At 61.6% G+C, this 22,809-nt stretch carries 24 protein-coding genes and 1 tRNA gene; 15 read left to right on the plus strand and 10 right to left on the minus strand.

From position 1 onward, the window contains the following. The first annotated feature begins 62 nt into the window (after positions 1-62). Positions 63-983, plus strand: coding sequence for a LysR family transcriptional regulator (locus AB8A50_RS21045; protein ID WP_439078803.1), 921 nt, complete (start codon positions 63-65; stop codon positions 981-983). Here AB8A50_RS21045 and AB8A50_RS21050 read toward each other — a convergent pair. Then, positions 980-2,371: an MFS transporter gene (locus tag AB8A50_RS21050; protein WP_439078804.1), complete on the minus strand. Its 1,392-nt coding sequence runs from the start codon at positions 2,369-2,371 to the stop codon at positions 980-982. The genes AB8A50_RS21045 and AB8A50_RS21050 overlap by 4 nt on opposite strands. A gap of 107 nt (positions 2,372-2,478) precedes the next feature. Here AB8A50_RS21050 and ggt point away from each other — a divergent pair, with 107 nt between their 5' ends. The 3 genes from ggt (at position 2,479) to AB8A50_RS21065 (ending at position 6,496) form a co-directional block, all read left to right on the plus strand. Next, on the plus strand, positions 2,479-4,224 hold the full coding sequence (gene ggt, locus AB8A50_RS21055) for a gamma-glutamyltransferase (protein WP_439078805.1): 1,746 nt from the start codon (positions 2,479-2,481) through the stop codon (positions 4,222-4,224). Positions 4,225-4,305: 81 nt separating this feature from the next. Next, on the plus strand, positions 4,306-5,610 hold the full coding sequence (locus AB8A50_RS21060) for an MFS transporter (RefSeq protein ID WP_439078806.1): 1,305 nt from the start codon (positions 4,306-4,308) through the stop codon (positions 5,608-5,610). Next, a complete protein-coding gene (locus AB8A50_RS21065) occupies positions 5,597-6,496 on the plus strand; it encodes an amidohydrolase family protein (RefSeq protein WP_439078807.1) in 900 nt (299 codons plus the stop codon). Before AB8A50_RS21060 ends, AB8A50_RS21065 begins: the two co-directional genes overlap by 14 nt. Here the strand turns inward: AB8A50_RS21065 and AB8A50_RS21070 are convergent. After that, positions 6,493-7,158, minus strand: a complete 666-nt coding sequence (locus tag AB8A50_RS21070) for a glutathione S-transferase family protein (protein ID WP_439078808.1) — start codon at positions 7,156-7,158, stop codon at positions 6,493-6,495. The two genes, AB8A50_RS21065 and AB8A50_RS21070, sit on opposite strands and share 4 nt — an antisense overlap. A 108-nt stretch (positions 7,159-7,266) precedes the next feature. On the opposite strand from AB8A50_RS21070, the gene AB8A50_RS21075 reads away from it, so the two are divergent. From AB8A50_RS21075 to panE, 5 genes are all read left to right on the plus strand, one after another. Further along, positions 7,267-7,872, plus strand: a complete 606-nt coding sequence (locus AB8A50_RS21075) for a DUF2239 family protein (protein ID WP_439078809.1) — start codon at positions 7,267-7,269, stop codon at positions 7,870-7,872. Between the two features lie 88 nt (positions 7,873-7,960). Then, positions 7,961-9,325, plus strand: a complete 1,365-nt coding sequence (locus AB8A50_RS21080; RefSeq protein WP_439078810.1) for an MATE family efflux transporter — start codon at positions 7,961-7,963, stop codon at positions 9,323-9,325. A 103-nt stretch (positions 9,326-9,428) separates the two neighbouring features. Next, positions 9,429-10,043: a 2-hydroxychromene-2-carboxylate isomerase gene (locus AB8A50_RS21085; RefSeq protein WP_439078811.1), complete on the plus strand. Its 615-nt coding sequence runs from the start codon at positions 9,429-9,431 to the stop codon at positions 10,041-10,043. A 13-nt stretch (positions 10,044-10,056) separates the two neighbouring features. Then, positions 10,057-10,794 (plus strand): SDR family oxidoreductase, encoded by a 738-nt coding sequence (locus AB8A50_RS21090; protein WP_439078812.1) that lies wholly within the window; start codon positions 10,057-10,059, stop codon positions 10,792-10,794. A gap of 150 nt (positions 10,795-10,944) precedes the next feature. Further along, complete coding sequence (panE, locus tag AB8A50_RS21095; RefSeq protein ID WP_439078813.1) at positions 10,945-11,868, plus strand: 2-dehydropantoate 2-reductase; 924 nt, start codon at positions 10,945-10,947, stop codon at positions 11,866-11,868. Positions 11,869-11,923: 55 nt separating this feature from the next. Here the strand turns inward: panE and AB8A50_RS21100 are convergent, their stop codons facing one another. The 4 genes from AB8A50_RS21100 to AB8A50_RS21115 all read right to left on the minus strand — a co-directional run bounded on the left by AB8A50_RS21100 (position 11,924) and on the right by AB8A50_RS21115 (position 14,801). Further along, complete coding sequence (locus AB8A50_RS21100) at positions 11,924-12,514, minus strand: c-type cytochrome (protein WP_439078814.1); 591 nt, start codon at positions 12,512-12,514, stop codon at positions 11,924-11,926. Between the two features lie 76 nt (positions 12,515-12,590). Then, the gene (locus tag AB8A50_RS21105) at positions 12,591-13,859 is read right to left on the minus strand and encodes a PQQ-dependent sugar dehydrogenase (protein WP_120287658.1); all 1,269 of its coding nucleotides are present in this window, start codon (positions 13,857-13,859) and stop codon (positions 12,591-12,593) included. A gap of 256 nt (positions 13,860-14,115) precedes the next feature. Then, positions 14,116-14,565, minus strand: coding sequence for a hypothetical protein (locus tag AB8A50_RS21110; RefSeq protein WP_170849625.1), 450 nt, complete (start codon positions 14,563-14,565; stop codon positions 14,116-14,118). 161 nt (positions 14,566-14,726) lie between these two features. Further along, positions 14,727-14,801, minus strand: a tRNA-Gly gene (locus tag AB8A50_RS21115). 298 nt (positions 14,802-15,099) lie between these two features. On the opposite strand from AB8A50_RS21115, the gene trxA reads away from it, so the two are divergent. From trxA to AB8A50_RS21130, 3 genes are read left to right on the plus strand one after another with little or no spacing between them, the layout of a single operon-like run. Then, positions 15,100-16,038, plus strand: coding sequence for a thioredoxin (gene trxA / locus AB8A50_RS21120; protein ID WP_439078815.1), 939 nt, complete (start codon positions 15,100-15,102; stop codon positions 16,036-16,038). A 30-nt stretch (positions 16,039-16,068) separates the two neighbouring features. Continuing rightward, positions 16,069-16,743 carry an LON peptidase substrate-binding domain-containing protein gene (locus AB8A50_RS21125; RefSeq protein ID WP_089263165.1) on the plus strand — a complete coding sequence of 225 codons (675 nt, stop codon included), beginning with the start codon at positions 16,069-16,071 and terminating at the stop codon, positions 16,741-16,743. A 47-nt stretch (positions 16,744-16,790) separates the two neighbouring features. Beyond that, complete coding sequence (locus AB8A50_RS21130; RefSeq protein WP_068730204.1) at positions 16,791-16,991, plus strand: Trm112 family protein; 201 nt, start codon at positions 16,791-16,793, stop codon at positions 16,989-16,991. A gap of 17 nt (positions 16,992-17,008) precedes the next feature. Here the strand turns inward: AB8A50_RS21130 and AB8A50_RS21135 are convergent, their stop codons facing one another. From AB8A50_RS21135 to gstA, 3 genes are read right to left on the minus strand one after another with little or no spacing between them, the layout of a single operon-like run. Further along, complete coding sequence (locus tag AB8A50_RS21135; protein WP_320446089.1) at positions 17,009-17,338, minus strand: DMT family transporter; 330 nt, start codon at positions 17,336-17,338, stop codon at positions 17,009-17,011. Positions 17,339-17,345: 7 nt separating this feature from the next. Then, entirely contained in the window at positions 17,346-18,044 is a 699-nt protein-coding gene (locus AB8A50_RS21140; RefSeq protein ID WP_439078816.1) for a glutathione S-transferase family protein, read from the minus strand. Next, positions 18,041-18,667, minus strand: a complete 627-nt coding sequence (gstA, locus tag AB8A50_RS21145; protein ID WP_439078817.1) for a glutathione transferase GstA — start codon at positions 18,665-18,667, stop codon at positions 18,041-18,043. The genes AB8A50_RS21140 and gstA overlap by 4 nt, the downstream gene beginning before the upstream one ends. Positions 18,668-18,769: 102 nt before the next feature. Between gstA and AB8A50_RS21150 the strand changes: the two genes are divergently transcribed. Then, positions 18,770-19,732, plus strand: a complete 963-nt coding sequence (locus tag AB8A50_RS21150; RefSeq protein WP_439078818.1) for a LysR family transcriptional regulator — start codon at positions 18,770-18,772, stop codon at positions 19,730-19,732. Between the two features lie 25 nt (positions 19,733-19,757). On the opposite strand, the gene AB8A50_RS21155 is transcribed toward AB8A50_RS21150, so the two are convergent. After that, positions 19,758-20,978, minus strand: coding sequence for a ubiquinone biosynthesis hydroxylase (locus AB8A50_RS21155; protein ID WP_439078819.1), 1,221 nt, complete (start codon positions 20,976-20,978; stop codon positions 19,758-19,760). Positions 20,979-21,120: 142 nt separating this feature from the next. On the opposite strand from AB8A50_RS21155, the gene tesB reads away from it, so the two are divergent. Then, positions 21,121-21,996 carry an acyl-CoA thioesterase II gene (gene tesB, locus AB8A50_RS21160; RefSeq protein WP_089263153.1) on the plus strand — a complete coding sequence of 292 codons (876 nt, stop codon included), beginning with the start codon at positions 21,121-21,123 and terminating at the stop codon, positions 21,994-21,996. 169 nt (positions 21,997-22,165) lie between these two features. Then, positions 22,166-22,504, plus strand: coding sequence for a P-II family nitrogen regulator (locus AB8A50_RS21165; RefSeq protein WP_089263151.1), 339 nt, complete (start codon positions 22,166-22,168; stop codon positions 22,502-22,504). Positions 22,505-22,809 lie beyond the last annotated feature (305 nt).

Consider the following 22,809-nt stretch of genomic DNA (forward strand, 5'->3'; position numbering starts at 1 on the left):
ACAAACCAGACAGAATGTATGCTATTAACTGACAATCTATCCCGTTCCTCACGGTCATAGCGATGAACCTGAACCGGCTGGCTTATTTCGCTGCTGTCGTTGACACAGGCTCCTTCACGCGCGCGGCAGAGCGGCTCGGCATCACCAAGGCCGTGGTGAGCCAGCAGGTGACGCAGCTCGAACAGGAGTTGCGGACGAGCCTTCTCGTCCGGACCACGCGGCGCGTCCATCCGACCGAGGCCGGCCGCATGTTTCATGCACGTTGCGTCATGATCTTGCGGGAAGCGGAGGATGCGTTCAACGAACTCACCCAAGCGGCCGCCGAGCCGACCGGCACCCTGCGCATCACCGCGCCCAACGACTACGGTATCGCAGTGGTCGTTCCGGTGGTCACGGCCTTCACAAAGCGCTATCCTGGCTGCCGCGTGGAGCAGACGCTAAGCGACCAGACGATGGATCTCACCTCCGGCAAGATAGACATGGCGATCCGGGTCGGCTGGCTTGCAGATTCCAGCCTGCAGGCGCGCAAGATCGGATCCTTCCGACAATTGCTGGTCGGTGCCCCTGCATTCGCGGATCGAATCGCGGCCACCTACGATCCAAAGGATCTCGCTGCGCTGCCGTTCATTGCCAACATGGCACTGCGCGAACCGCTGCTGTGTCAGTTCTCGCGCAGCGACCTCGAACGACGGGCCGTGCGCATGCAGGCGAGCATGGGCATCGACACGACGCCAGGGGTACTCGCGGCAGTCAGAGCCGGTGGCGGCCTTTCGGTTTTGCCGGATTTCCTGGTGGCCGAAGATCTAGCCTCGGGGCGGCTGAGCCATGCCCTCCCGGAATGGCAGCTGCCGTCCGGCGGCATCTACACGGTTTACCCTGCAGCACAATTCCGGCCGCGCAAGGTGACCGCCTTTGTCGAAATGCTCATCGCTGCTGAGCGAAATAAGGATTCGATCGGAGATATCCCGGGACGCGCACCCTAGTCTTCCCGCACCCGTGCGAGCAGGCCAAGGCCTCCAACGAAGAACAGCACCAGCACCGCCATGCCAGCCTTCTGGCTGGCGGTGACTGCGGTGACGAGGCCGATCAATAGTGGCCCCATGAAGGACGTTACCTTCCCTGTCAACGCGAACAGACCGAAGAACTGCGCGATGCGATCCTGCGGTGCCAACCGGATCAACAGCGTGCGCGATGCCGCCTGCAGCGGACCGCCCGCCATGCCGATCAGGCAACCCAGCGCAAGATAGGCCTTCTCCGCAGGCGCCGCGAACAGACCGCCACCGGGCACCGGCGGCGCGACCTTGATGAAGAAGATGGTTTCGCGATCAATCAGCAGGATCGCGATGATCGAGGTCAGCAGCAGCAGGATGCTGCCAGTGATCACACGCTTCGGTCCGAACGCATCGTCGAGCTTGCCGCCGACGAAGGCGCCGAACGTTCCGGCAATGGCCAGGATGATACCGAACGTGCCGATCTGAATCGTATTCCAACCGAACGTGCCGGCCGCATAGATGCCACCGAAAGCAAACAGCGACACCAGCCCGTCCGTGTAGATCATGTTGGCTATCAGGAATGCCATCATCGAGCGATGCTTCGGCAGATCGCTTAGCGTGTGCCTGAGATCGGTCAGACCTGCACGCACGGCGTGACCGGGCGAAACCTTTGCAGGAAAATCCGGCGTCAGCAGAAACATCGGCAGCACGAAGACGACGAACCACAGGCCCGACAGCGGCGCCGAAATGCGATCGCCCTGGAACGTCGCGGGGTCGAGACCGAGGATCGGGACCAGACCGAACAATGTGCGCCCCGTGGTCGGGTTCGCAGCCATGAAGCCGAGCACGATGATCAGGCTGAGAATGCCGCCGACATAGCCGAGCGCCCAGCCCGAACCGGACAGGCGGCCGATTTTATCCGGCGGCACCAACGTCGGCATCATCGCATTGTTGAACACGGTGGCAAATTCCACGCCGATGGTCGCCAAGCCATAGGCAACCAGCAGCGGCAGGATGATGGCGGGATCGCCGGGCTTGCCGATCCACATGATGCAGGCGCCAATCACGAAGATCGCACCGAAGCTTGCGATCCACGGCTTGCGGCGGCCGCTCGCGTCGGCAATCGCGCCAAGCATCGGCGATGCCAGCGCGATGACCAACCCGGCCGCAGCGGTGGCGAAGCCCCACAGGGATTGCCCGGTGGCGGCGTCGGATGCCACGCGCGTGGCGAAATAGGGCGCGAAAACAAAGGTGGTGATGAGACTGAAGTAAGGCTGGGCCGCCCAGTCGAAAAACATCCAGCTGATCACCGCAGAGCGCGGTGGATAGGTCTTTGGCGCCGCTGTCACAGAGGCTGATGAAGCGGCGGCGACCGCCATGCGTGGTATCCCCCCGCGAATCACAGAGTGTTGTCTCGTACGTTTCACAAGCCATATAGCATTCGAGACGGCGATGCGATCATGTCCGCTGTCAGCCGGAGTGATCGATGGCACCGTTTGCTTTCCTGCGTTGTACGTGCGTCGCAGCACTCGCATTTATACTCGTCGTCCCGGCATCGACAAACGCGCAGCAGGCGCGTGACATCTATACCCCCGCACCGCCAGGCACGCTCAAACCCAGCGCGGCCAAGCATGGCATGGTCGTCGCCCAGGAGAAGATCTCCGCCAAGGTGGGTGCGGATGTCATGGCGCGCGGTGGCAATGCGATCGATGCGGCTGTTGCGAGCGGTTTCGCCATGGCTGTCACCTATCCGCGCGCCGGTAATATCGGCGGCGGCGGTTTCATGGTGATCCACACAGCCTCCGGCGAAGACGTCACCATCGACTATCGCGAGACCGCGCCGGCCGCTGCCACCCGCACCATGTTTCTCGGCAGCGACGGCAAACCGGACACCGCGAAATCCCGCGATTCAGCTTTGGGCATCGGCATCCCCGGCACGGTGGCGGGACTTGCGCTAGCGCTGGAGAAATACGGCTCGGGCAAGTTCACATTGTCGGATCTGTTACAGCCCGCGATTGCGCTGGCGCGCGACGGCTTCATCCTGACTGACGATGGTGCGGATACACTGCCGGATTGGCACAGACGCCTGGCGCGCTGGCCCGCGACGAAGAAGATCTTTTCACGTGACGACGGCACCTCGCTGCGCGAGGGCGACCGGTTGATCCAGACAGACCTCGCAACAACGCTCACGGCGATTGCCGCACAGGGACCGCGCGGCTTCTATGAAGGCCCCGTCGCCGAGAAGCTGGTCAGCGGCATCAATGCGGCAGGCGGCATCTTCACGGCAGACGACCTCAAGACCTATCAGCCCGTGGTTCGCACGCCGGTCCGCGGCAGCTATCGCGGCTACGACATCATCTCGATGCCGCTGCCGTCATCCGGCGGAACGGTGCTGCTGGAGACGCTGAATATTCTCGAAGGCTTCCCGATGGGCGAGATGCGGCAAGCCTCCGCACCGTCGCTGCATCTGCTGGTCGAGGCCATGAAGCGTGCTTATGCGGATCGCGCGCGCTATCTGGGCGATCCCGCTTTTGTCAACGCGCCGATCACGACGCTGACTTCGAAGGACTACGCTACCGGGCAGCGCGCCTCGATCGATCCCAACAAGGCAACGCCGTGGACCGATGCCCTCTCGGCCGTACCGCCGCGCGAAGGACAGAATACGACGCACTATTCGGTGGTCGACAGCGCCGGCAATGCAGTGAGCAACACTTATACGCTGAACTTCAGCTATGGCGTCGGCCTGATCGCCGATGGCACCGGCGTATTGCTCAACAACGAGCTTGACGATTTCACGGCTGCACCCGGCGCATCCAATGCCTATGGACTTGTCGGCTTCGAAGCCAACCTGCCCGGTCCCGGCAAGCGCCCGTTGTCATCGATGTCACCTACCATCGTGCTGAAGGACGGCAAGCCGGTACTCGTCACCGGTTCGCCCGGCGGCAGCCGCATCATCTCGACGGTGCTGCAGGTGATCGTCAATGTGATCGACTACAGGATGAACATTATGTCGGCCGTGGCCGCGCCGCGCCTGCATCACCAGTGGCTGCCCGATGAAGTCCGCATCGAACGCGGCTTTAGCGAAGAGACTCTCAACGCACTGCGTGCCATGGGCCACAAGGTGGTCGAGCCGATGGGCCAGACTTCGGCTAACTCTATTCTGGTGACGCCAGACGGCTTGCTTGGCGCCCCTGATCCGCGTACGCGTGGCGCTGAGGCATCTGGGTACTGACGTCCAATGACATATCCGGTGCCCCCAGGGGCGCGCGGGTGAGCGCCCCCCGAACCAAGATGACAAACGGGGGAAACAACCATGAGCGGCAACCGACCAACCGATCCCGGCGCCATTGAGCGCGCGGAAATCGAAGACACCAGCCTTCTGGCCTTCTATCGCGACATGAATCCGCCGGAGCGCCGCACATTCTGGGCCTGCGCCACAGGCTGGGCACTCGATGGCATGGATTTCATGATCTATCCGCTGGTGATCGGCACCATCATCGTGATGTGGAAGGTCGATCCCGGCACTGCCGGACTCGCCGGCACGGTGACACTGCTCGCATCCGCCATCGGCGGCTGGCTCGGCGGTTATCTTGCCGACCGTATCGGCCGCGTCCGCACGCTGCAGCTGACCATCCTGTGGTTCTCGTTCTTCTCGCTGGTCTGTGCCTTCGTGCAGAATTTCGATCAGCTGCTGGTGGCGCGTGCGCTGCTCGGCATCGGCTTCGGCGGTGAATGGGCTGCAGGCGCAGTGCTGATGGGCGAAGCCATCCGTCCTCAGTATCGCGGCCGTGCTGTCGGCTCGGTGCAATCCGGGTGGGCGATCGGCTGGGGTCTCGCCGTGCTGTCACAAGCGGTCTTGTTCTCATGGCTTCCACCAGAGACGGCGTGGCGCTGGATGTTCGCCATCGGCGCACTGCCGGCTTTGCTGGTGCTGTATCTGCGCCGCTACGTCGAAGAGCCGGTCATCGCCGCGGAGACCCGCGCCAAGCAGAACGCCAGCGGCGATCGGCCCAAGCTCAGCGAAATCTTTGCCGGCCCGATGCTGAAGACCACGATCCTTGCGTCGCTTGCTGCGACCGGTTGCCAGGGTGGCTATTACGCCATCACCTTCTGGGTGCCGCGCTTCCTCACCACCGAGCGCAAGCTGTCGATCGTCTCATCGACCGGCTATCTTTCGGCGCTGATCGTCGGCTCCTTCATCGGTTATCTCGTCGGTGCATGGCTCGCCGACCGCATCGGCCGCCGCAACCTGTTCCTGACCTTCTCGCTCGGCGCCATCGCAGTCATCCTGATCTACACACAGGTGACGCTCACCAACGAAGTGCTGTGGATCCTCGGCTTCCCGCTCGGCTTCTTTGCGTCGGGCTACTTCTCCGGCATGGGCGCGTTCCTCACGGAGCTCTATCCAACACGTCTGCGCGGATCGGGCCAGGGCTTCTGCTACAATTTCGGCCGTGGCATCGGCGCTCTATTCCCGTTTCTGGTCGGCGCTCTGTCCAACACCACCAGCCTCGGCAATGCCATCGCGATCTTCGCAGTGCTGGCTTACGGCCTGTTCTTCCTCGCAGCCTATGCGTTACCCGAAACCCGCGGACGTATTCTCTATGCAGACGCCTGATTCATCCCCCAGCGAACCCCGGGCTTGCCCGGGGCCGCAACCGAGCCAGCGCAGCGCGACACGGTTCACCGTGCCGCGTGGTGCCGTTGATACGCATGCCCATGTGATCGGCTTGCCGCCGGACTATCCGTTCGTCGCCGGGCGGAGCTACACACCGCCGGAGGCCACGGCGGCATCTTATCTATCGATGCTCGATGCGACCGGCATGACTTACGGCGTGCTGACGCAAGTCAGCGTGCACGGCACCGACAACCGCCTGCTGGTGGATGCACTCACCGCCAATCGCCAGCGGTTGCGCGGCATCGCGGTGATCGGGCTCGATTGCCCCGAGAAGGAGAAGGCGGCACTGAAAGAAGCCGGCGTCGTCGGCCTTCGGCTCAACGTGCTTTATGGCGGCGGGATGGGTTTCGCGCAGCTCGACGACTATGCGTCGCTCTGCCGCGAGATGGGCTGGCATCTGCAATTCCTGATCGATGCCAAGGATATTCCGGCTCTCACCTCACGTTTTGCGAAACTGCCGGTGCCATTCCTCGTTGACCATATGGGACACTTCCCGACCTCGCGCGGCATCAACGATCCGGGCTTCGACGCTCTGGTCGGCCTCGTGCGCGACGGCACATGGGTGCGGCTCTCCGGCGCCTATCGCACCAGCATCCAGGGCGGGCCGCCCTATAGCGATACGATTCCGTTCGCGCAGAAATTGGTCGCCGCCAATCCCGACCGTTGCGTCTGGGGCTCCGACTGGCCGCATGTGGCAAACTGGGACGTGATGATGGGCGTAAGCGAGCTGCTCGACCTGCTTGCAGAGTGGGTGCCGGATGAGGCGATGCGCAATCGTATCCTCACGAACAATCCGCAGAAGCTGTTCGGCTTCCCCGCGGTCTAGCGCCCCACCGAATACGGCCCGCCCTTCTCCAGCGCACGCTGATAGGCGGGCCGCGCATGGATCTTCGCGAGCCACGCCATCGCCTTCGGATGGCCTTGCTCCAGCCCGGCGCGCGCGGACGCTGCTTCGAGCGGGAAGCTCATCTGGATATCGGCGGCGGTGAACTCGTGGCCCGCGAACCATTCGCTCTTCGACAGTTCGCCTTCCCAGAACGCCATGTGCTGTTTGAGTTGCGGATCGACCAGCATGTTCAGCGCTTTCGCCGCGATGGCATTGACCACCGGGCGCATCAGCAGCGGCGCGCGCTTCGGCAGCATCAGGAAGATCAGCTTCAACAGGAGCGGCGGCATCGCCGACCCCTCGGCGTAGTGCAGCCAATAGGTGAAGCGCAGGCGCTCCGGTGTGTTGTCAGGCGGAATCAGCCGGCCGTTGCCGTAGGTTTTGACGAGATATTCGACGATCGCGCCGGACTCGGCGATCGTGTTGCCGTTGTCGGTGATGACCGGCGACTTGCCGAGCGGATGAATCGCCCGCAGCTCCGGCGGCGCCAGCATGTTGGGCTGCCGGTTGTATCTGATGATCTCATAGGGAGTGCCGAGCTCTTCGAGCAGCCACAGGACGCGCTGGGAGCGCGAGTTATTCAGGTGATGGACAGTGAGCATGGCGATCCTTTGCGAGCTGGCGCACTTAATTATCGCCCGGGTAATATTGACAGATATATTATCCGGGTATAATTAGCATCGATCTTGATGATGAGACGGGCTTATCCCATGACTGAAATGAGTGTTCCTCCGTTTAGCGCCTTTGCCGGTCCGAAGCTGCTGGCTTCTGGGCCATTGGCCGAGGTGGCGATCGCAATCAAGATCGCGACCGGCGCAATCGCCGATCCGATCGTCATTTTCGACAATGCCACCGGCAAGTCACTCGATATCGATTTGCGCGGCAGCCACCGCGAGGTCGTCGCCCGTCTGCCTCAGCCAACAACTATCGAGCCGGAAACCGACGCGCCCGCTGAGCCCCGTGGCCGTGGCCGGCCGAAGCTCGGCGTCGTCGCCCGCGAAATAACGCTGTTGCCGCGACACTGGGATTGGCTCGGCGCACAGCCGGGCGGTGCCTCAGTCGCGCTGCGCAAGCTGGTAGAAAATGCCCGCCGCGCGAGTGGCGACAGGGATCGTCAACGCGCCGCGCGCGATGCGGCCTATCACTTCATGTCGACCATGGCCGGGGATCGGCCGGGCTTTGAGGAAGCGTCGCGCGCGCTGTTTGCCGGCGATCAACGGCGCTTCACCGAACTCATCGCGAACTGGCCAGTCGATATCCGCGATCACATCGTAATACTCGCATTTCGTGATCAGGCCGCCGCCACACCGGCCTGATCACCCGGCCTCATCGACCACCACAACACCGTGCGCATCAACGCGCGCTAACGGACCGTTATGTCTTCGTGCCAACCGAGAACCCGCTATGTCTGAGCCTTTGCCGATGACACCGCGTCCTTTGTGGAGGACGTTTCTCACCTTCCTTGCGCCGATGATGCTGAGCAATATTCTGCAATCGCTGTTCGGCACCATCAACAGCATCTATGTCGGCCAGATGATCGGCGTCGATGCGCTCGCGGCGGCATCGGTGTTCTTTCCGATAATGTTTTTCTTCATCTCCTTCGTCGTGGGATTGGGAGCGGGCGCGTCGGTGCTAATTGGCCAGGCCTGGGGCGCAGGCGAGCGCCACAAGGTAAAGGCGGTGGCCGGCACGACTCTCGCTGTCGCCCTTCTGCTAGCGGTCATCATCGCGGTGTTCGGCGCCCTGTTGAGCCGACCAATGATGGTTGCGCTTGCGACACCGGCAGATGTTCTCGACCAGGCCAGCGCCTATGCCCGGATCATGATGCTGGCGATGCCGGCGACCTTCATCTTCATTCTGATGACATCGATGATGCGCGGCGTCGGCGACACCGTGACGCCGCTATGGGCGCTGGCACTATCCACATTCATAGGCCTCACCGTCACACCGGCGCTGATCCAGGGCTGGTTTGGCCTGCCGCGACTTGGCGTGGCCAGCGCCGCCTGCGCCGCGGCCGCGTCGAGCGCGTTCACGCTGCTCTGGCTCGCCATGTACCTGCGCCGCAAGAAACACGCGCTCGCGCCCGACGCGGAGCTCCTGCGCAGAATACGGCTTGACCCCGCGCTGCTGCGCAAGGTGTTGCGGATCGGTATCCCTTCCGCGATCGGCATGGCCGTAATGTCGGTGGCCGAACTTGTGCTGCTCGGCCTCGTCAACGGCTTCGGTTCCAACGCGACCGCCGCTTATGGCGCGGTCAACCAGATTTTGAGCTATGTGCAGTTTCCGGCCATTTCGATCTCGATTACGGTCTCGATCTTCGGCGCGCAGGCCATCGGCCGCAGCCAGGCCGACCGGCTCGGCGCCATCGTCCGCACCGGATTGCTGATGAACCTCGTCCTGACCGGCGGACTGGTGGCGATCGCCTACCTGTTCTCCCGCACTCTCATGAGCTTTTTCATTGTCGATCCCGTGGTCCTCGAACTCGCACAGCGATCGCTTCACATTGTACTGTGGAGTTCGGTCCTGTTCGGCATGGCCACAACCTTCTCCGGAATGATGCGTGCCAGCGGAACGGTATTCGCACCATTGGCGCTTCTGGTTTTCGCCATCGTTGCCATCGAGGTGCCCTCGGCCGTCATCCTCAGCCGCACTATCGGTCTCGATGGCGTCTGGGCCGCTTACCCCATCACCTTCTGCGCCATGTTTCTTCTGCAGATGAGCTATTACATGCTGGTGTGGCGCAAACGGACCGTACAGCGTCTGATCTGACATTGTACGCCGTCAAGCCATAGCATTACGGTCATCATAAAAGATGTGGACGCATCGCACGTGCTGCGCCACACTGCACCCAATAAAAATTCGGGAGACCGCCTTGACTAAGACGTCGCCACAATTCCTGTTCGATTTCGGCAGCCCCAACGCCTATCTCAGCCATCTGGCGATCCCGGCGATCGAAGCGCGCACCGGCGTGACATTCGAATACGTCCCGGTCCTGCTGGGCGGCATCTTCAAGGCGACCAATAATCGCTCGCCGGCGGAGACCTATGCCGGCGTCAAGAACAAACGTGAATTTCATCAAATCGAGACCGAGCGGTTCGTGAAGCGCTTCAGCGTCAAGCCATACACGATGAATCCGTTCTTCCCGGTCAACACGCTGAACCTGATGCGCGTCGCCATCGCGGCACAGCTTGACGGCGTGTTCGAGAAATATGTCGAGGCGGCATTCCATCATATGTGGGGTGAGCCAAAGAAGATGGATGACCCCGACGTGGCCATCAAAGCGCTGACCGAGTCGGGTCTCGATGGCGCAAGACTGTTCGCACGCGGACAGGAGCCCGAGGTGAAGGCAGTACTGGTGGCGAACACACAGACCGCCGTGGAGCGCGGCGCCTTCGGCTCGCCGACCTTCTTCGTGGGTAACGAGATGTTCTTCGGCAAGGAACAGCTGCGCGAGGTCGAGGAATTGATTACCGGCGCCGGCAAATAGCGGAGAGCACATCATGCAGAAGCGCAACGCGACTGTCGCGGTCATCGGCGCCGGTGATTTTATCGGCTCGGAGATCGCCAAGAAATTCGCCGCCGAAGGTTTCACGGTGTTCGCTGGGCGCCGTAACGGCGACAAGCTGGCGCCTTTGGTGGCAGAGATCGAGGCTATGGGCGGCACGATCGTGGCGCGCTCGCTCGATGCCCGCAAGGAAGACGAGATCGCCGCCTTCCTCAATGACGCCGATGCGCATGCGCCATTGGAGGTCTGCATCTTCAATGTCGGCGCCAACGTCAATTTCCCAATTCTGGAGACGACCGAGCGGATGTTTCGCAAGGTCTGGGAGATGGCCTGCTATTCCGGCTTCCTGGCCGGGCGCGAAGCTGCACGGCTGATGATGCCGCGTGGCCAGGGCAACATCTTCTTCACAGGCGCCACCGCGAGCTTGCGTGGCGGCAGTGGTTTTGCCGCTTTTGCATCGGCCAAATTCGGGTTGCGTGCAGTAGCTCAGGCGATGGCCCGCGAGCTCGGCCCGAAAAACATCCATGTTGCCCATCTGATTATCGACAGCGGCGTCGACACCGCCTGGGTGCGCGAACGCCGCGAGCAGATGTGGGGCAAGGAGGCGCTCAACAATCCCGATTTGTTGATGCCGCCTGCATCGGTCGCCCAGTCATACTGGCAGCTCTATCAGCAGCCGCGTAGCGCCTGGACGTTCGAGCTGGAGATCCGCCCGTTCGGAGAGAAGTGGTAGTCCGCTCACGCCACAGCCGTCATTGCGAGGAACCCTTGCGACGAAGCAATCCAGCCCTGCATCGACAAGGAACTGGATGCTTCGCTTCACTCGCAATGACGGGCTACTGTTTGACAGCTTCACGTTCCAATCCAACATGGACTCATCCCAATGCGTATTCTCGTGGTCGGCGCCGGTGCCATCGGCGGCTATTTCGGCGGCAGGCTGTTACAGGCCGGCAATGACATCACTTTCCTGGTTCGCCCGAAGCGCGCCGGTGAGCTGGCAAGCGCCGGCCTTGTCATCAAGAGCCCGCACGGCGACATGACCCTGAAGAATCCGCCGACGGTGCAGGCAGATGCGATCAAGGAGAAATTCGATGTCGTGCTGCTGAGCTGCAAGGCCTTCGACCTCGACGACGCCATCGCGTCCTTTGCACCCGCGGTTGGGCCGAACACGGCGATCATTCCGCTGCTCAACGGCATGAAGCATCTCGACGTACTGGAGAAGAAGTTCGGCGCCGAGAACGTCATGGGCGGCCAATGCCAGATCGCAGCGACGCTCAACGAGGCGCGCGAGGTCGTCCAGATGGCGCCAATGCAGGTGCTCAGCTTCGGCGAACGCAAGGGCGGCAGTTCAGATCGCGTGAAGGCGATCGCTGCGATCATGGCGACCGGCAACTTTGGAGGCGCGGCCTCCGAGAATATCATGCAGGATATGTGGGAGAAGTGGGTGTTCCTGGCGACGATTGCCGGCTCGACCAGCGCGATGCGCGGCGCTGTCGGTGACATCGTCGCGGCACCTGGCGGCCGGGACTTCATCCTCGGCGTGCGGGATGAGATGAGTGGCGTCGCCAAGGCCAACGGCTTCGCACCGCGGGCAGCCTTCCTCGAACGCACCGAGGGCATGCTGACAGCAGAAGGTTCGAAGATGACCGCCTCGATGTATCGCGACATCCTCAACAAGGCGCAGATCGAGGCCGACCAGATCGTCGGCGATGTCATCGCCCGCGCCGATGCCGCCAAGGTTGCCGTGCCGCGACTGCGGATGATCTATACGCATCTCAAGGCCTATGAGTATCAGCGGGTAGCGTAAGCATCGCAACGTAGCCCGGATCAGGCCAATCGCAATCCGGGCTACGGATTTGCCCTCATAGATGCGCCAGATAATGCGCCAGCGCAGTGATCTCTTCTTCACTTAGCGAATAGGCAACCTCAGCCATCGCTGCCATGCCGCCACCGGCGCGGACGCCGGACTTGTAATCGCGCAGCGCCTTGACGAGATAGTCCTCGCGCTGTCCGGCGATACGCGACACCGCCTTCGTGCCACCATAACTTTCCGTGTGACACGACGCACAGCGCCGGCCGACCGCCGCTTGCGCGCCCTTGGCCGACAGATCCGGATTGTCATCGGGCTTTTTGCCCTCCGGCGGCTTCAGCGAGGCGAAATAGGCGCCGAGATTACGGATGTCGTTGTTGTCGATCTGCTCCAAGACCGGCTGCATCTGTTCGTTCTTGCGGGTGCCCGAGCGGAAGAACACCAGCTGCCACTGGATAAACAGATCCGGCTGTGCGGCGAGCGAAGGGACGTTCTCCATTTGCGAGATGCCGTTTTCGCCGTGACAGCCGCTGCAGAGCTCGGCTTTCTCCTTGCCCGCGGCGATATCGGCGGCATCAGCCGGACTGGACTCAGAACCAAGAACTAGAAAGACAAGAACAGCCGCGATTGCAGAACGATGCATGAGCCACATTCCCATTCCAGAATACATGAGGCTGGAGCTGCGGATGACGCAACTCCAGCCTCACGCAATTCGCGACTTACTTCGCGTAGCTGATGCGATAGATTGCGCCTGCCCAATCGTCGGCAATCAGCAGCGATCCATCCTTGGCCAGAACGATATCGGCAGGGCGGCCGAGATAACCCTGGTCACCCTCGATCCAGCCGGAGGCAAAGATCTCCTGCTTGGCGTTCTTGCCATCCGGCCCGGCGATCACACGCTTGATACGTGCGCCCTGATACTTGTGCCGGTTCCACGAGCCATGCTCCGCAATGAAGATGTTGTTCTTGTATTCGGCAGGAAACATGCTGCCGGTATAGAACTTCATCCCCAACGGAGCGACATGGGCGCCGAGATTCAACACCGGCGGCGTGAATTCCGAACACTTGTGACCCATGGCGAATTTCGGATCCGGCATGTTGCCTTGATGGCAATGCGGATAGCCGAAATGCTCGCCAAGCTTCGAGATCATGTTGAGTTTGTCGCTCGGCATATCGTCGCTGATCCAGTCGCGCGCATTTTCGGTGAACCAGTATTTGCCGGTGCGGGGATCGACGTCGCCGCCCACCGAGTTGCGCACGCCCAGCGCAACGATTTCGGCATTGCCGGTCTTGGGATCGACACGGCGGATCTGCGAGAGGCTGGTCGGCGGAATGCCGATGTTGAAGGGAGGTCCGAACGGAACGTAGAACCAGCCGTCCTTGTCCGGCGCGAGATACTTCCAGCCATGTGCCGCGAATGACGGCATGTCGTCGTAGACCACCTTGCCGTCACCGAGCTTGTCGATATTTGCCTCGGCATTCTCGTATTTGATCAGCTTGTTGATATCGATCACATAGAGCGCACCGTCCTGGAAGGCGATGCCCGTCGGCATCTTCATGCCCTTGATGACGGTCTTGACCTCTTTCTTGCCGCCCTTGTCGGTGATCGCATAGACGTTGCCGAGGCCGAACGAGCCGACAAAGAGCGTGCCTTTATCGCCCCAGGCCATCTGCCGCGCCGCCAGCACGCCGGACGCATAGACCTCGATCTTGAATCCCGGCGGCAGCTTGATCTTCTTCATCATGGCTGCGAGTTCGGCATCGGACGCACCGGTCGGCGGGCCCGACGGCGGCGCCAGCCCCTTCTGTGCCTCGGTCTCGTCACCGAGGAACCAGTCGTCCGGCGGATTGGTCCAGAATTCCTTGGTATCGGATTTGTAGCTCTTGAGCTTTTGCTGTGCGCTCGCTTGATTGAGCGAGGCCATGCCGATCGCCGTAGCGAGGATGGCGGCGCACGCAACAACGGATCGACCAGTCATCGATTTCATCGCGTCACTCCCTGTGCAGCTTGTTGCGGCTGCTATGTCTTATTGAACGTTCGAGACGAACTTTATTGGTCTGTGATTTTCTCAGACAGTGAGATGCTAGCACAAATGTCGCAGGTGAAAAGCGCAACTAACGCTCGCGCAAATGAAAGACGTCGCCATCACGACGACATCTTGAAAAAATTTTGAAAGTTAGTTCCAGTAGCCTGATGCAATTGGCGCATCGCACCGCATCATCGCGCGATCACTGCTACGTTTTTTAAAGGCTACCCTTGGTGAGATAGCGCCAGGCCACGGCCAGCAAGATCAACCCGATGAAGATCAACGCGACCGGCAGCTTCTTCTTTTCGCGCGGGGGCGGTGGCGTGTTGGGCTTGATCCGGCGAAAAGGCGTGACGTTGTTATTGTTGTCGTCGGGCATTGGTCTTGATCTCGAAGCCGTCTTGATGATGGGCGCGATGCCGGTGCCGCCCATGCGGGAATAATAGCTGCGGTAGACAGTCTGGATGGTGGCTTCGGCCGCGGCTGGCTCGGATTGTTTGCCACGCGCCAGCAGCGCGAGATAGCCCGCATAGAATGTCTGGGCTTCCTGCGGCAGCGCGTCGAGGCTTTTCAGCTTCGCCATCATCACCCAGGTCGCAAAATCCGCCCGCGCCTCGTCATTGGCACGCTTGGCAATTTCCAGGTTGGAATCAGTGGTCGACGGCATCGTCAGTCTCGTACCCGCTTCGCCCGTGGATTGTCTGCCCAACGCCCGATGATTTCAAGCGATGCGGGGCGGATCTACGTGCCTGCAGATCACAAACGACAAGGCCGCCGGACGGCGGCCTGTGATCGATAAAACTGATGCCAAAAAACCAGGAAAAATTCTGGAGCGGGCGAAGGGATTCGAACCCTCGACCCCGACCTTGGCAAGGTCGTGCTCTACCACTGAGCTACACCCGCATCCGAGAAGACAGGCGGCGATTGCTCGCCGCCGACGCGCAGACCTATGCCAAATGCCGGTGGCGAATGCAACAGTTAGACTGCAACTCGGATCGCGGCGAGTTAATCGCGATTTACGGCCCTTTGAGCCCGATTCGGCCCGGAAAACGGTTCAAAACAGTCAAATGTCGCTTCTCGGGTCGAAACGACCCCTGCCGGACCTATTTCACCGGATTGCAAATTACTGTCACGGACGCCATTTAATCGCTCAGGCCATGCTAGAAGCAGCCAAATTTTTCAGACATCGAGCGAGGTTCACGTGACCATCATGGATCAGGGCGGCGCACAGGCGCCGCAGGCAGGTTCGACGCCGCAGGCAGCAACCGCTCTCATCAAGGACACGACCACCCGCACCTTCGTGCAGGATGTCATCGAGGAATCCAAGCGCCAGCCGGTCCTGATCGACTTCTGGGCGCCTTGGTGTGGTCCGTGCCGCCAGCTGACTCCTGTCATCGAAAAAGCCGTGACCGCCGCCAAGGGCAAGGTGAAGCTGGTCAAGATGAACATCGACGAGAATCCGGAGATTCCCGGCCAGATGGGCATCCAGTCGATCCCCGCCGTGATCGCCTTCGTCAACGGCCAGCCGGCCGATGGCTTCATGGGTGCGGTTCCGGAGAGCCAGGTCAATGCGTTCATAGACAAGATGACAGCCGGCATGCCCGGCGCCGAGCCCACGGCAGCAGAACTGCTTCAGGAAGCCGAAGCGATTCTGGCTGAAGGCGATCCGGCCACCGCCGCTTCGATCTATGGCGAGGTGATTGCCGCCGATGCCGGCAATATCGCCGCCATTGCTGGCCTTGCCCGCTGTTACGTCGAGACCGGCGCCATCGAGCAGGCCAAGCAGACCCTTGAGCTCGTCCCGGTCGCGAAGCGTGAGGACGCTGCGGTCAAGGCCGTGCAGGCCAAGATCGATCTGGTCGAACAGGCCAGTGCGCTCGGTCCGGTCACCGAACTGGAACAGAAGGTTGCCGCTAATCCGCTCGACCATCAGGCCCGCTTCGACCTTGCGATCGCGCTCAATGGCGCCAATCAACGCAGTGAGGCCACGGGTCACCTGCTTGAAATCGTCAAGCGTGATCGCAAATGGGATGACGACGGCGCCCGCAAGCAATTGATCCAGTTCTTCGACGCCTGGGGACCGACGGATGAGGCCACCGTTGACGGTCGCAGGCGGTTATCGACTATCCTGTTCTCGTAATTCTCCTCGCGTGACGAATCGGAACCGGACATGCCCATCAATGCCGACTATCGCGGGCCTGCCGAACTTCCCGAGGTGATCCCGGTCTTTCCGTTGCCGGGCGCACTGCTCCTGCCGCGTGGCCAGATGCCGCTGAACATTTTCGAACAGCGTTATCTGGCGATGATCGACGATTCGCTTCGCGACGGGCACCGGCTGATTGGCATGATCCAGCCCGATGCGGCGCATTCGCCGGATGAGGCCAAGCCGGCACTGTTCAAAGTCGGCTGTGTCGGGCGCATCACCCAGCTCGCCGAATCCGGTGACGGCCGCTACATCCTCGAACTGACCGGCGTTTCCCGTTTCGAAGTGGTGCGGGAACTCTCGGTGCTGACGGCGTACCGGCAGTGCAAGGTCGACTACTTCCCCTTCATCGACGATTTCACCGCACGCAAGGGCGAAGATGATGTCGACCGGGCCGCGCTGCTCGCGGTGCTCACCGACTTCCTCAAGGCCAACAACCTGAAAGTGGATTGGGAAGGTATCGACAAGGCGCCCAACGAGGCCCTGGTGAACGCGCTGGCGATGATGTCGCCCTATGGTCCGCCCGAGAAACAGGCGATGCTCGAAGCGCCCGATCTCAAGACCCGCGCTGAGATCCTGATCGCTGTCACTGAAATGGATCTGGCCAAGAAGCGCACCAGCGGCGACCCACCGCTGCAGTAATTCTGATAAATAACCATGATCAACGACCGCATCACCGGAGCGCACCCATGACCACACCGCCAATCGAGCGCGCCGAAAGCACCGTCGACGCCAAGCTGCTCGAGATTCTGGTGTGCCCGCTGACCAAGGGCCAACTCGAATTCGATGCCGCCCGCCAGGAGCTGATCTCGCGCCAGGCCAAGCTTGCTTATCCGATCCGCGATGGCATTCCGATCATGCTCCCGGAAGAAGCGCGGAAGATCGACTGAATTTCTGATGTGGCGGCTCATGCCGGCGCAAATCTCAAGGCGACGATTCCCGCGACGATGAGGGCGACCCCGCCGCCGCGCAGCAGAGTCATCGACTCGCCAAACAGCACGCTTCCGAACAAGACCGTCCCAGCTGCACCGATCCCGACCCATACCGCGTAGGCGGACCCCACCGGCAAAACCTCCAGAACCCGGCCGAGCAGATAGACGAACGCGGCGAGGAAAATCAGCGACAGGATGGTCCAGCCCGGTCGGGTGTAACCCGTGGCATATTTCATCGAAATCGCCCACCCCACATCCAGAAGCCCGGCCACGATCAGCAGCAGCCATGCGACGCCCTGGCTCATGGCTGCCTCATGCTGCGATCTTGAGAAGATGTGCGTCGCGCTCGGCGAGAAATGCGCGCAGCCGGTCGGCGTAGTCGGCCGTGACGGCGTTCGCTACACTCGGACGCCTGCGTAACGCTGCGCGCCATGCCCGAACCTTGGGTGTTTGGGCGAAGACTTCCGTGTCAGTGATGCTATCGAACACATCGAAGTAGCGGAAGATCGGCGCGTAAACCGCATCGACCATACTGAAGTGCTGCCCGGCGAAAAACGGCGCTGCGGTTAGCACGTTCTCGATGCGACCGAATTTGCCGGCCAACATCTTCCGCTTCGCTTCATAGCTGTTCGCGTCGGTGGCCGTCTCAAATCCCCACAGATCCGCGAGGATCGACGAGCCGAACTCGATCCAGCCACGGTGCCCGGCTCGTTCGAGCGGATCGGATGGGTGAAGCCGCACGCCCATCTGCGTCTCTTCGAGATATTCGCAGATCACCGCGCTCTCGAAGAGTGCGGCGGTGTCATTGCCGTCGCGTCGGACAAGCAGAAGCGGAACCTTGCCCAGCGGGGAGATCGCGTGAAACCAGTCCGGCTTGTGCGCGAGATCGATATAGCACCGCTCGAAACGGACACCCTTTTCGGCAAGCACGATGGCCGCTCGCTGCACGTAAGGGCAGAGATGATGGCTGACGAGCGTCAGTGCTGGCGCGTCTGGTTGATCCACGGTCATGCACTCACCTTTATTCTCTCGGCGCGCATGGTCTGCTGCACGGCGGGTCGCGCTTCGACGCGAGCCATGAAGTCGCGCAGACACGGAAAGTTGGACAGATCCACCTTTGCGAAGTTGGACCACCCGACGATCGTGAACAGATAGGCGTCGGCCACCGTGAAGCCTTCCCCGAGCAGGAACGGCCTGCCCGCCTCCAGATGGCGTTCGACCGATGCCAGCCGCTCTGCGATCTTTACGCGCGCGACATCCGCCGCCTGTGCGCCATATTCGGGGTGAAACAGCCACGGGCTGAACATCTTGTGAAGTTCGGTGGCAATGAAGTTGAGCCAGGATTGCAGGTCAACGCGTTGCGGTGTGCCGGCAGGCGGCGCCAACCCGCTTTCGGGTTTGAGGTCCGCAAGGTATTGAACGATCGCGGTGCCCTCGGTCAGCACTGTGCCGTCATCGAGCGCCAGCGCCGGCACATAGCCATTCGGGTTCACCGCCGAATAGTCGCTGCCCGCCTCGGTGACGTGGGGCGACTTCCGGATATCCACCCGCACGAGTTCAAGCGGGATACCCGCCTCGTTCGCAACAATGTGCGGCGAGAGCGAGCAGGTACCGGTGGCGTAATAGAGTTTCATGATTGGATCTTTCATTGCATCCGTCGTGGGGTCGCTATCGCACCAGCAAGGTAGCGCCCGCACAGACGCAAGTCCCATGGGCATTTCGCCAGCGGCGCTTGCGTGACTGCAAGCAAACGCACTGCTATCTTCGTCAACATGGATGATTGGAACGAACTTCGGCTGGCGCTCGCCATCCAACGCACGGGCAGTTTGACAGCGGCGGCGATAACACTCGGCGTCGATCACTCCACGGCCTTCCGCCGCCTGAAAGCGTTGGAGGACAAGGTTGGCGTGCGACTATTCGAACGGCTTCCAGGCGGCGTCTATCAAGCGACGGAGGCCGGTGCGCGGATGGCTGCCGGCGCAGAGCGCATGGAGGACGAGGCACTGGCGCTTGATCGCGACATATCCGGTCGCGATCATCGTTTGTCCGGCCGCCTGACGGTCACGTCGTCCGAAACGCTGGCCTATAGCCGGCTGACGCCGCTTCTCGCCGCGTTCCAGCAGACTCACCCCGGCATTGTCGTGGAGTTGATGATCGACAACCGCGTACTGAGCCTGTCGCGCCGCGAAGCCGACATCGCATTGCGCCCTATCCGTCCGAAGGAAGGCGATCTTTGGGGACGCAGACTGTCGGCCATCGCGTGGGGGCTCTATGCCGCCCCTGCCTATCTCGAGGCAATTGGCGGCCCGTTATCGAATCCATCCGAGATCGATCGCCATTCCTTGATCGGCTGGGAGGAAACAACATCAGGCATCGGGGCCGCCGACTGGCTGTCGCGCGCCGCGCCATCGAAGGCCTTCGTCTATCGGACAAACAGTCTGGTCAACCAGCTCGTCGCAGCGAAGGCCGGCATCGGGCTCGCGCTAATGCCGTGCTATCTCGCAGATCACGACGCCGGGGTGGCAAGAGCACTATCTGAGCCCCTCAAGGAACTTGAGGGTGAACTCTGGATCGTGACTCATGCGGATTTGAAGAATACGGCGCGCGTCAGGGCCTTCTTCGATCTCGTCGGCGAAAGATTGATCCGCGAGCGCCCACTGTTCGAAGGCGAGAAGAAGCAGACACCTTCACCACGTTGAGCGGCATAACCGCATGACGTGCTGCCTACAGTGCCTCGCCCTTCAACAGCCGCGGCACTTCCCCCGACAATCCCGCAGCCTGCTTGATGAACGCGCCCTTCAGCGGCGGCAACCGATCGACGATGCCGAGACCGATGTCGCGGATGCTGCGCACGAAGGGCAGATCGTTCGAGAACAGGACGTTCAGCACATTGGTGGCGACACCCATTGTCATGGTGTCGAAGCGGCGCCAGCGCTGGTAGCGCTCCAAGACATCGCTCTGGCCGAAATCCATCCCAAGACGTGCAGCATCAACGATGGTTTCTGCCAATGCCGCGACATCCTTCAGACCCATATTGAGTCCCTGCCCCGCGATCGGATGGATCACATGCGCAGCGTCGCCGATCAGCGCCAGCCGTTCGCCGATGAAGGAGCGCGCGACGAAATAGCCGAGCGGAAAGGCCCGCGGCTTGTCGAGCGCTTTGACCTCGCCGAGGTGCAGGCCGAACCGCTGCTCGAGCTCGGCATGGAATTCATCATCCGGCAAAGCGACGATGCGCGCGGCTTCCGCGCGCTTCTCGGTCCACACCAGCGACGAACGCTTGCCAGTCAAAGGCAGAATTGCAAACGGCCCGGCGGGCAGGAAGTGTTCTTCGGCACATCCGTCATGATCGCGCTCATGGCCGACCGTGACGACGATACCGGACTGGTCATAATCCCAGCCATGGGTCGCGATGCCCGCACGCTCGCGTAGCTTCGAGCGCGCGCCATCGGCAGCGACAAGAAGTGCTGCTTCAATCACGCTGCCATCACCGAGCGTGACGCTGACACCGTCGGCCCGTGAATCGAATGTCGTCACCGCGGTCGCACGCAGGTCGACGCCCGCCGCTTCGGCGCGGATCACGAGTTCGTCGATCAACCGGCGATTTTCGACCATATGTGCGAACGGCTCGCCCGGCTCCACATGGCCGCCGAAGGTCAGGAAGGTCGGACGGGTGGCGTCTTCCAGCTTGGAATCGGTGACGACCATGTCGAGAATCGGCTGGCTTTCGGCAGCCACAGCATCCCAGACACCGAGAGCATCGAACAGCCGCCGACAGGCAGCAACGATGGCCGTGGCGCGCGGATCGCGGCTCGGCCGGTTCGCCAGCGCGGGATCGGCTACAATAATCGGCAGATCGGGGCCAAGCCCCTGGCGCAACGCCAAAGCCAGCGCCAGTCCGGCGAAGGCTCCGCCGCCGATGACAATGCCTCGTTGTGCCGCCATGATATCCGTTCTCGCTGTTGCCACGCGCTTATAGCTGGGCGAAACAGGATCGCGAAACAAGGGCGGCAATGGGACCGGGGCCTGCACGGCCAAGGTCTTGGTAAACCTCCCTTAATATTGCCGCTGAGCGAAAGATGCCGACATGTCCAAGAGCCTGATCGATCTGATCGATATCCTCGATCTCGAGACCATCGAGGTGAACATGTTCCGCGGGCGCAGCCCGAAAACGCGCTGGCAGCGGGTGTTCGGCGGCCAGGTTATCGGCCAGGCCATGGTGGCTTCGTGCCGCACCGTCGAAGGCCGCATGCCGCATTCGCTGCATTGTTATTTCATTCTGCCCGGCGACCCGCAGATTCCGATCGTCTACGAGGTCGAGCGCCTGCGCGACGGCAAGAGCTATTCGACCCGGCGTGTCACCGCGATCCAGCACGGCCATGCGATCTTCTCGATGATGGTGTCGTTCCACGCCGAGGAGGAGGACTCGTTCAACCACCAGGATCCGATGCCAGACGTGCCGCCGCCGGACAAGCTCACTGCGGAAGAGCTCTCGAAACATCCGATCATCGAGAAGATGCCCGATTTCATCCGCCGCTATTACGAGTCCGATCGGCCGATCGAGCTGCGTCCGGTGGAATTCCAGCGTTATGCTGGCGAGAAGATTCCGGAGGGGCGGATTAATTTCTGGATTCGTACCGCCGCGAAGCTGCCCGACGATCCGGCGCTCCATATGTGCGCGCTGGCCTATGCGTCGGACTTTTCGCTGCTCGATTCCATCATGGCCCGCTATGGCCGCACCTTGTTCGACGGTCAGGCGATGGCGGCCAGTCTCGATCACGCCATGTGGTTTCACCGCCCGTTCCGCGCCGACGAATGGCTGCTCTACAGCCAGGATTCGCCGAGCGCCCAGAACGGTCGCGGCCTCGCGCGTGGACTGATCTTCAAGCCCGACGGCACGCTGGTGGCGACCGTGGCGCAGGAAGGCTCAGTGCGCGAGCGCCGCGAGAAGCCGGCGACGTAAGTCGCTCCGCTTCCAGTCATGAATCCCGCTTCGCCGTCTTGGCGTGCAAACGGCCCGCCCCGAAGGCAGGGTCGCCGCCCAATTTCCACGCGCCATGCCAACGGGGATGGCATAAAGCTGTCTGATTGCGTAAGCAGGGTCGTACACCGCCCCCGAAGAGGAATCCTGCATGAAGCTCGTGGTCGCGATCATCAAACCCTTCAAGCTCGATGAAGTGCGTCAGGCTCTGACGGCCATCGGCGTCCACGGCATGACGGTGACCGAAGTGAAGGGCTATGGCCGGCAGAAGGGCCATACCGAGATGTATCGCGGCGCCGAGTATATTGTGAACTTCCTGCCCAAACTACGCCTCGAAATCGCTGTGGCGTCCGACCTCGCGGCCAAGGCGGTCGAGGTCATCTCCACCGGAGCCCGGACCGGCCAGATCGGCGACGGCAAGATCTTCGTGACCCCGATCGACCACGCCCTGCGTATCCGCACCGGCGAGACCGACAGCGACGCGCTTTAGGCAATAAGCCAGCGCCCACTGGGCTTTCAGCCAGAACTGCTCTCGCAGTCCGCTCGAATACGCCCGAAGGACTCTGCGGTCTTGCCCGGTTGAACCATGTCAATTCCACGCGCGCCAGTTGGAAGGCCTGCAGATTAGACAATTTCGAGTTTTTTGCCTCGGATTGACGTATTTGGGCACCTCTGGGCTGCCCGCCGCCTAAGCAGGAATATGTCGAGAGCCTGTCATGCTTCCCTTTTGGGCAGGATTGGCTAGAGTTTGGGCGCGACCGAATAGCGCACTCTGTCTCATCACGTGAGAAACGC

The organism is Tardiphaga sp. 841_E9_N1_2 (assembly GCF_051811065.1).
Taxonomy (GTDB): Bacteria; Pseudomonadota; Alphaproteobacteria; order Rhizobiales; family Xanthobacteraceae; genus Tardiphaga; species Tardiphaga robiniae.

What these genes read in the sequence shown, in the direction of transcription:
- AB8A50_RS21080 (WP_439078810.1), top strand. Translation starts at nt 7,961, where the DNA reads ATGTCTGAGCCTTTGCCGATGACACCGCGTCCTTTGTGGAGGACGTTT.
- AB8A50_RS21090 (WP_439078812.1), top strand. Translation starts at nt 10,057, where the DNA reads ATGCAGAAGCGCAACGCGACTGTCGCGGTCATCGGCGCCGGTGATTTT.
- ggt (WP_439078805.1), top strand. Translation starts at nt 2,479, where the DNA reads ATGGCACCGTTTGCTTTCCTGCGTTGTACGTGCGTCGCAGCACTCGCA.
- AB8A50_RS21070 (WP_439078808.1), bottom strand. Translation starts at nt 7,158, where the DNA reads ATGCTCACTGTCCATCACCTGAATAACTCGCGCTCCCAGCGCGTCCTG.
- panE (WP_439078813.1), top strand. Translation starts at nt 10,945, where the DNA reads ATGCGTATTCTCGTGGTCGGCGCCGGTGCCATCGGCGGCTATTTCGGC.
- AB8A50_RS21100 (WP_439078814.1), bottom strand. Translation starts at nt 12,514, where the DNA reads ATGCATCGTTCTGCAATCGCGGCTGTTCTTGTCTTTCTAGTTCTTGGT.
- tesB (WP_089263153.1), top strand. Translation starts at nt 21,121, where the DNA reads ATGTCCAAGAGCCTGATCGATCTGATCGATATCCTCGATCTCGAGACC.
- AB8A50_RS21140 (WP_439078816.1), bottom strand. Translation starts at nt 18,044, where the DNA reads ATGACCGTGGATCAACCAGACGCGCCAGCACTGACGCTCGTCAGCCAT.
- AB8A50_RS21065 (WP_439078807.1), top strand. Translation starts at nt 5,597, where the DNA reads ATGCAGACGCCTGATTCATCCCCCAGCGAACCCCGGGCTTGCCCGGGG.
- AB8A50_RS21130 (WP_068730204.1), top strand. Translation starts at nt 16,791, where the DNA reads ATGACCACACCGCCAATCGAGCGCGCCGAAAGCACCGTCGACGCCAAG.
- AB8A50_RS21125 (WP_089263165.1), top strand. Translation starts at nt 16,069, where the DNA reads ATGCCCATCAATGCCGACTATCGCGGGCCTGCCGAACTTCCCGAGGTG.
- AB8A50_RS21110 (WP_170849625.1), bottom strand. Translation starts at nt 14,565, where the DNA reads ATGCCGTCGACCACTGATTCCAACCTGGAAATTGCCAAGCGTGCCAAT.
- AB8A50_RS21165 (WP_089263151.1), top strand. Translation starts at nt 22,166, where the DNA reads ATGAAGCTCGTGGTCGCGATCATCAAACCCTTCAAGCTCGATGAAGTG.
- AB8A50_RS21105 (WP_120287658.1), bottom strand. Translation starts at nt 13,859, where the DNA reads ATGAAATCGATGACTGGTCGATCCGTTGTTGCGTGCGCCGCCATCCTC.
- AB8A50_RS21135 (WP_320446089.1), bottom strand. Translation starts at nt 17,338, where the DNA reads ATGAGCCAGGGCGTCGCATGGCTGCTGCTGATCGTGGCCGGGCTTCTG.
- AB8A50_RS21075 (WP_439078809.1), top strand. Translation starts at nt 7,267, where the DNA reads ATGACTGAAATGAGTGTTCCTCCGTTTAGCGCCTTTGCCGGTCCGAAG.
- AB8A50_RS21060 (WP_439078806.1), top strand. Translation starts at nt 4,306, where the DNA reads ATGAGCGGCAACCGACCAACCGATCCCGGCGCCATTGAGCGCGCGGAA.
- AB8A50_RS21045 (WP_439078803.1), top strand. Translation starts at nt 63, where the DNA reads ATGAACCTGAACCGGCTGGCTTATTTCGCTGCTGTCGTTGACACAGGC.
- AB8A50_RS21050 (WP_439078804.1), bottom strand. Translation starts at nt 2,371, where the DNA reads ATGGCGGTCGCCGCCGCTTCATCAGCCTCTGTGACAGCGGCGCCAAAG.
- AB8A50_RS21155 (WP_439078819.1), bottom strand. Translation starts at nt 20,978, where the DNA reads ATGGCGGCACAACGAGGCATTGTCATCGGCGGCGGAGCCTTCGCCGGA.
- gstA (WP_439078817.1), bottom strand. Translation starts at nt 18,667, where the DNA reads ATGAAACTCTATTACGCCACCGGTACCTGCTCGCTCTCGCCGCACATT.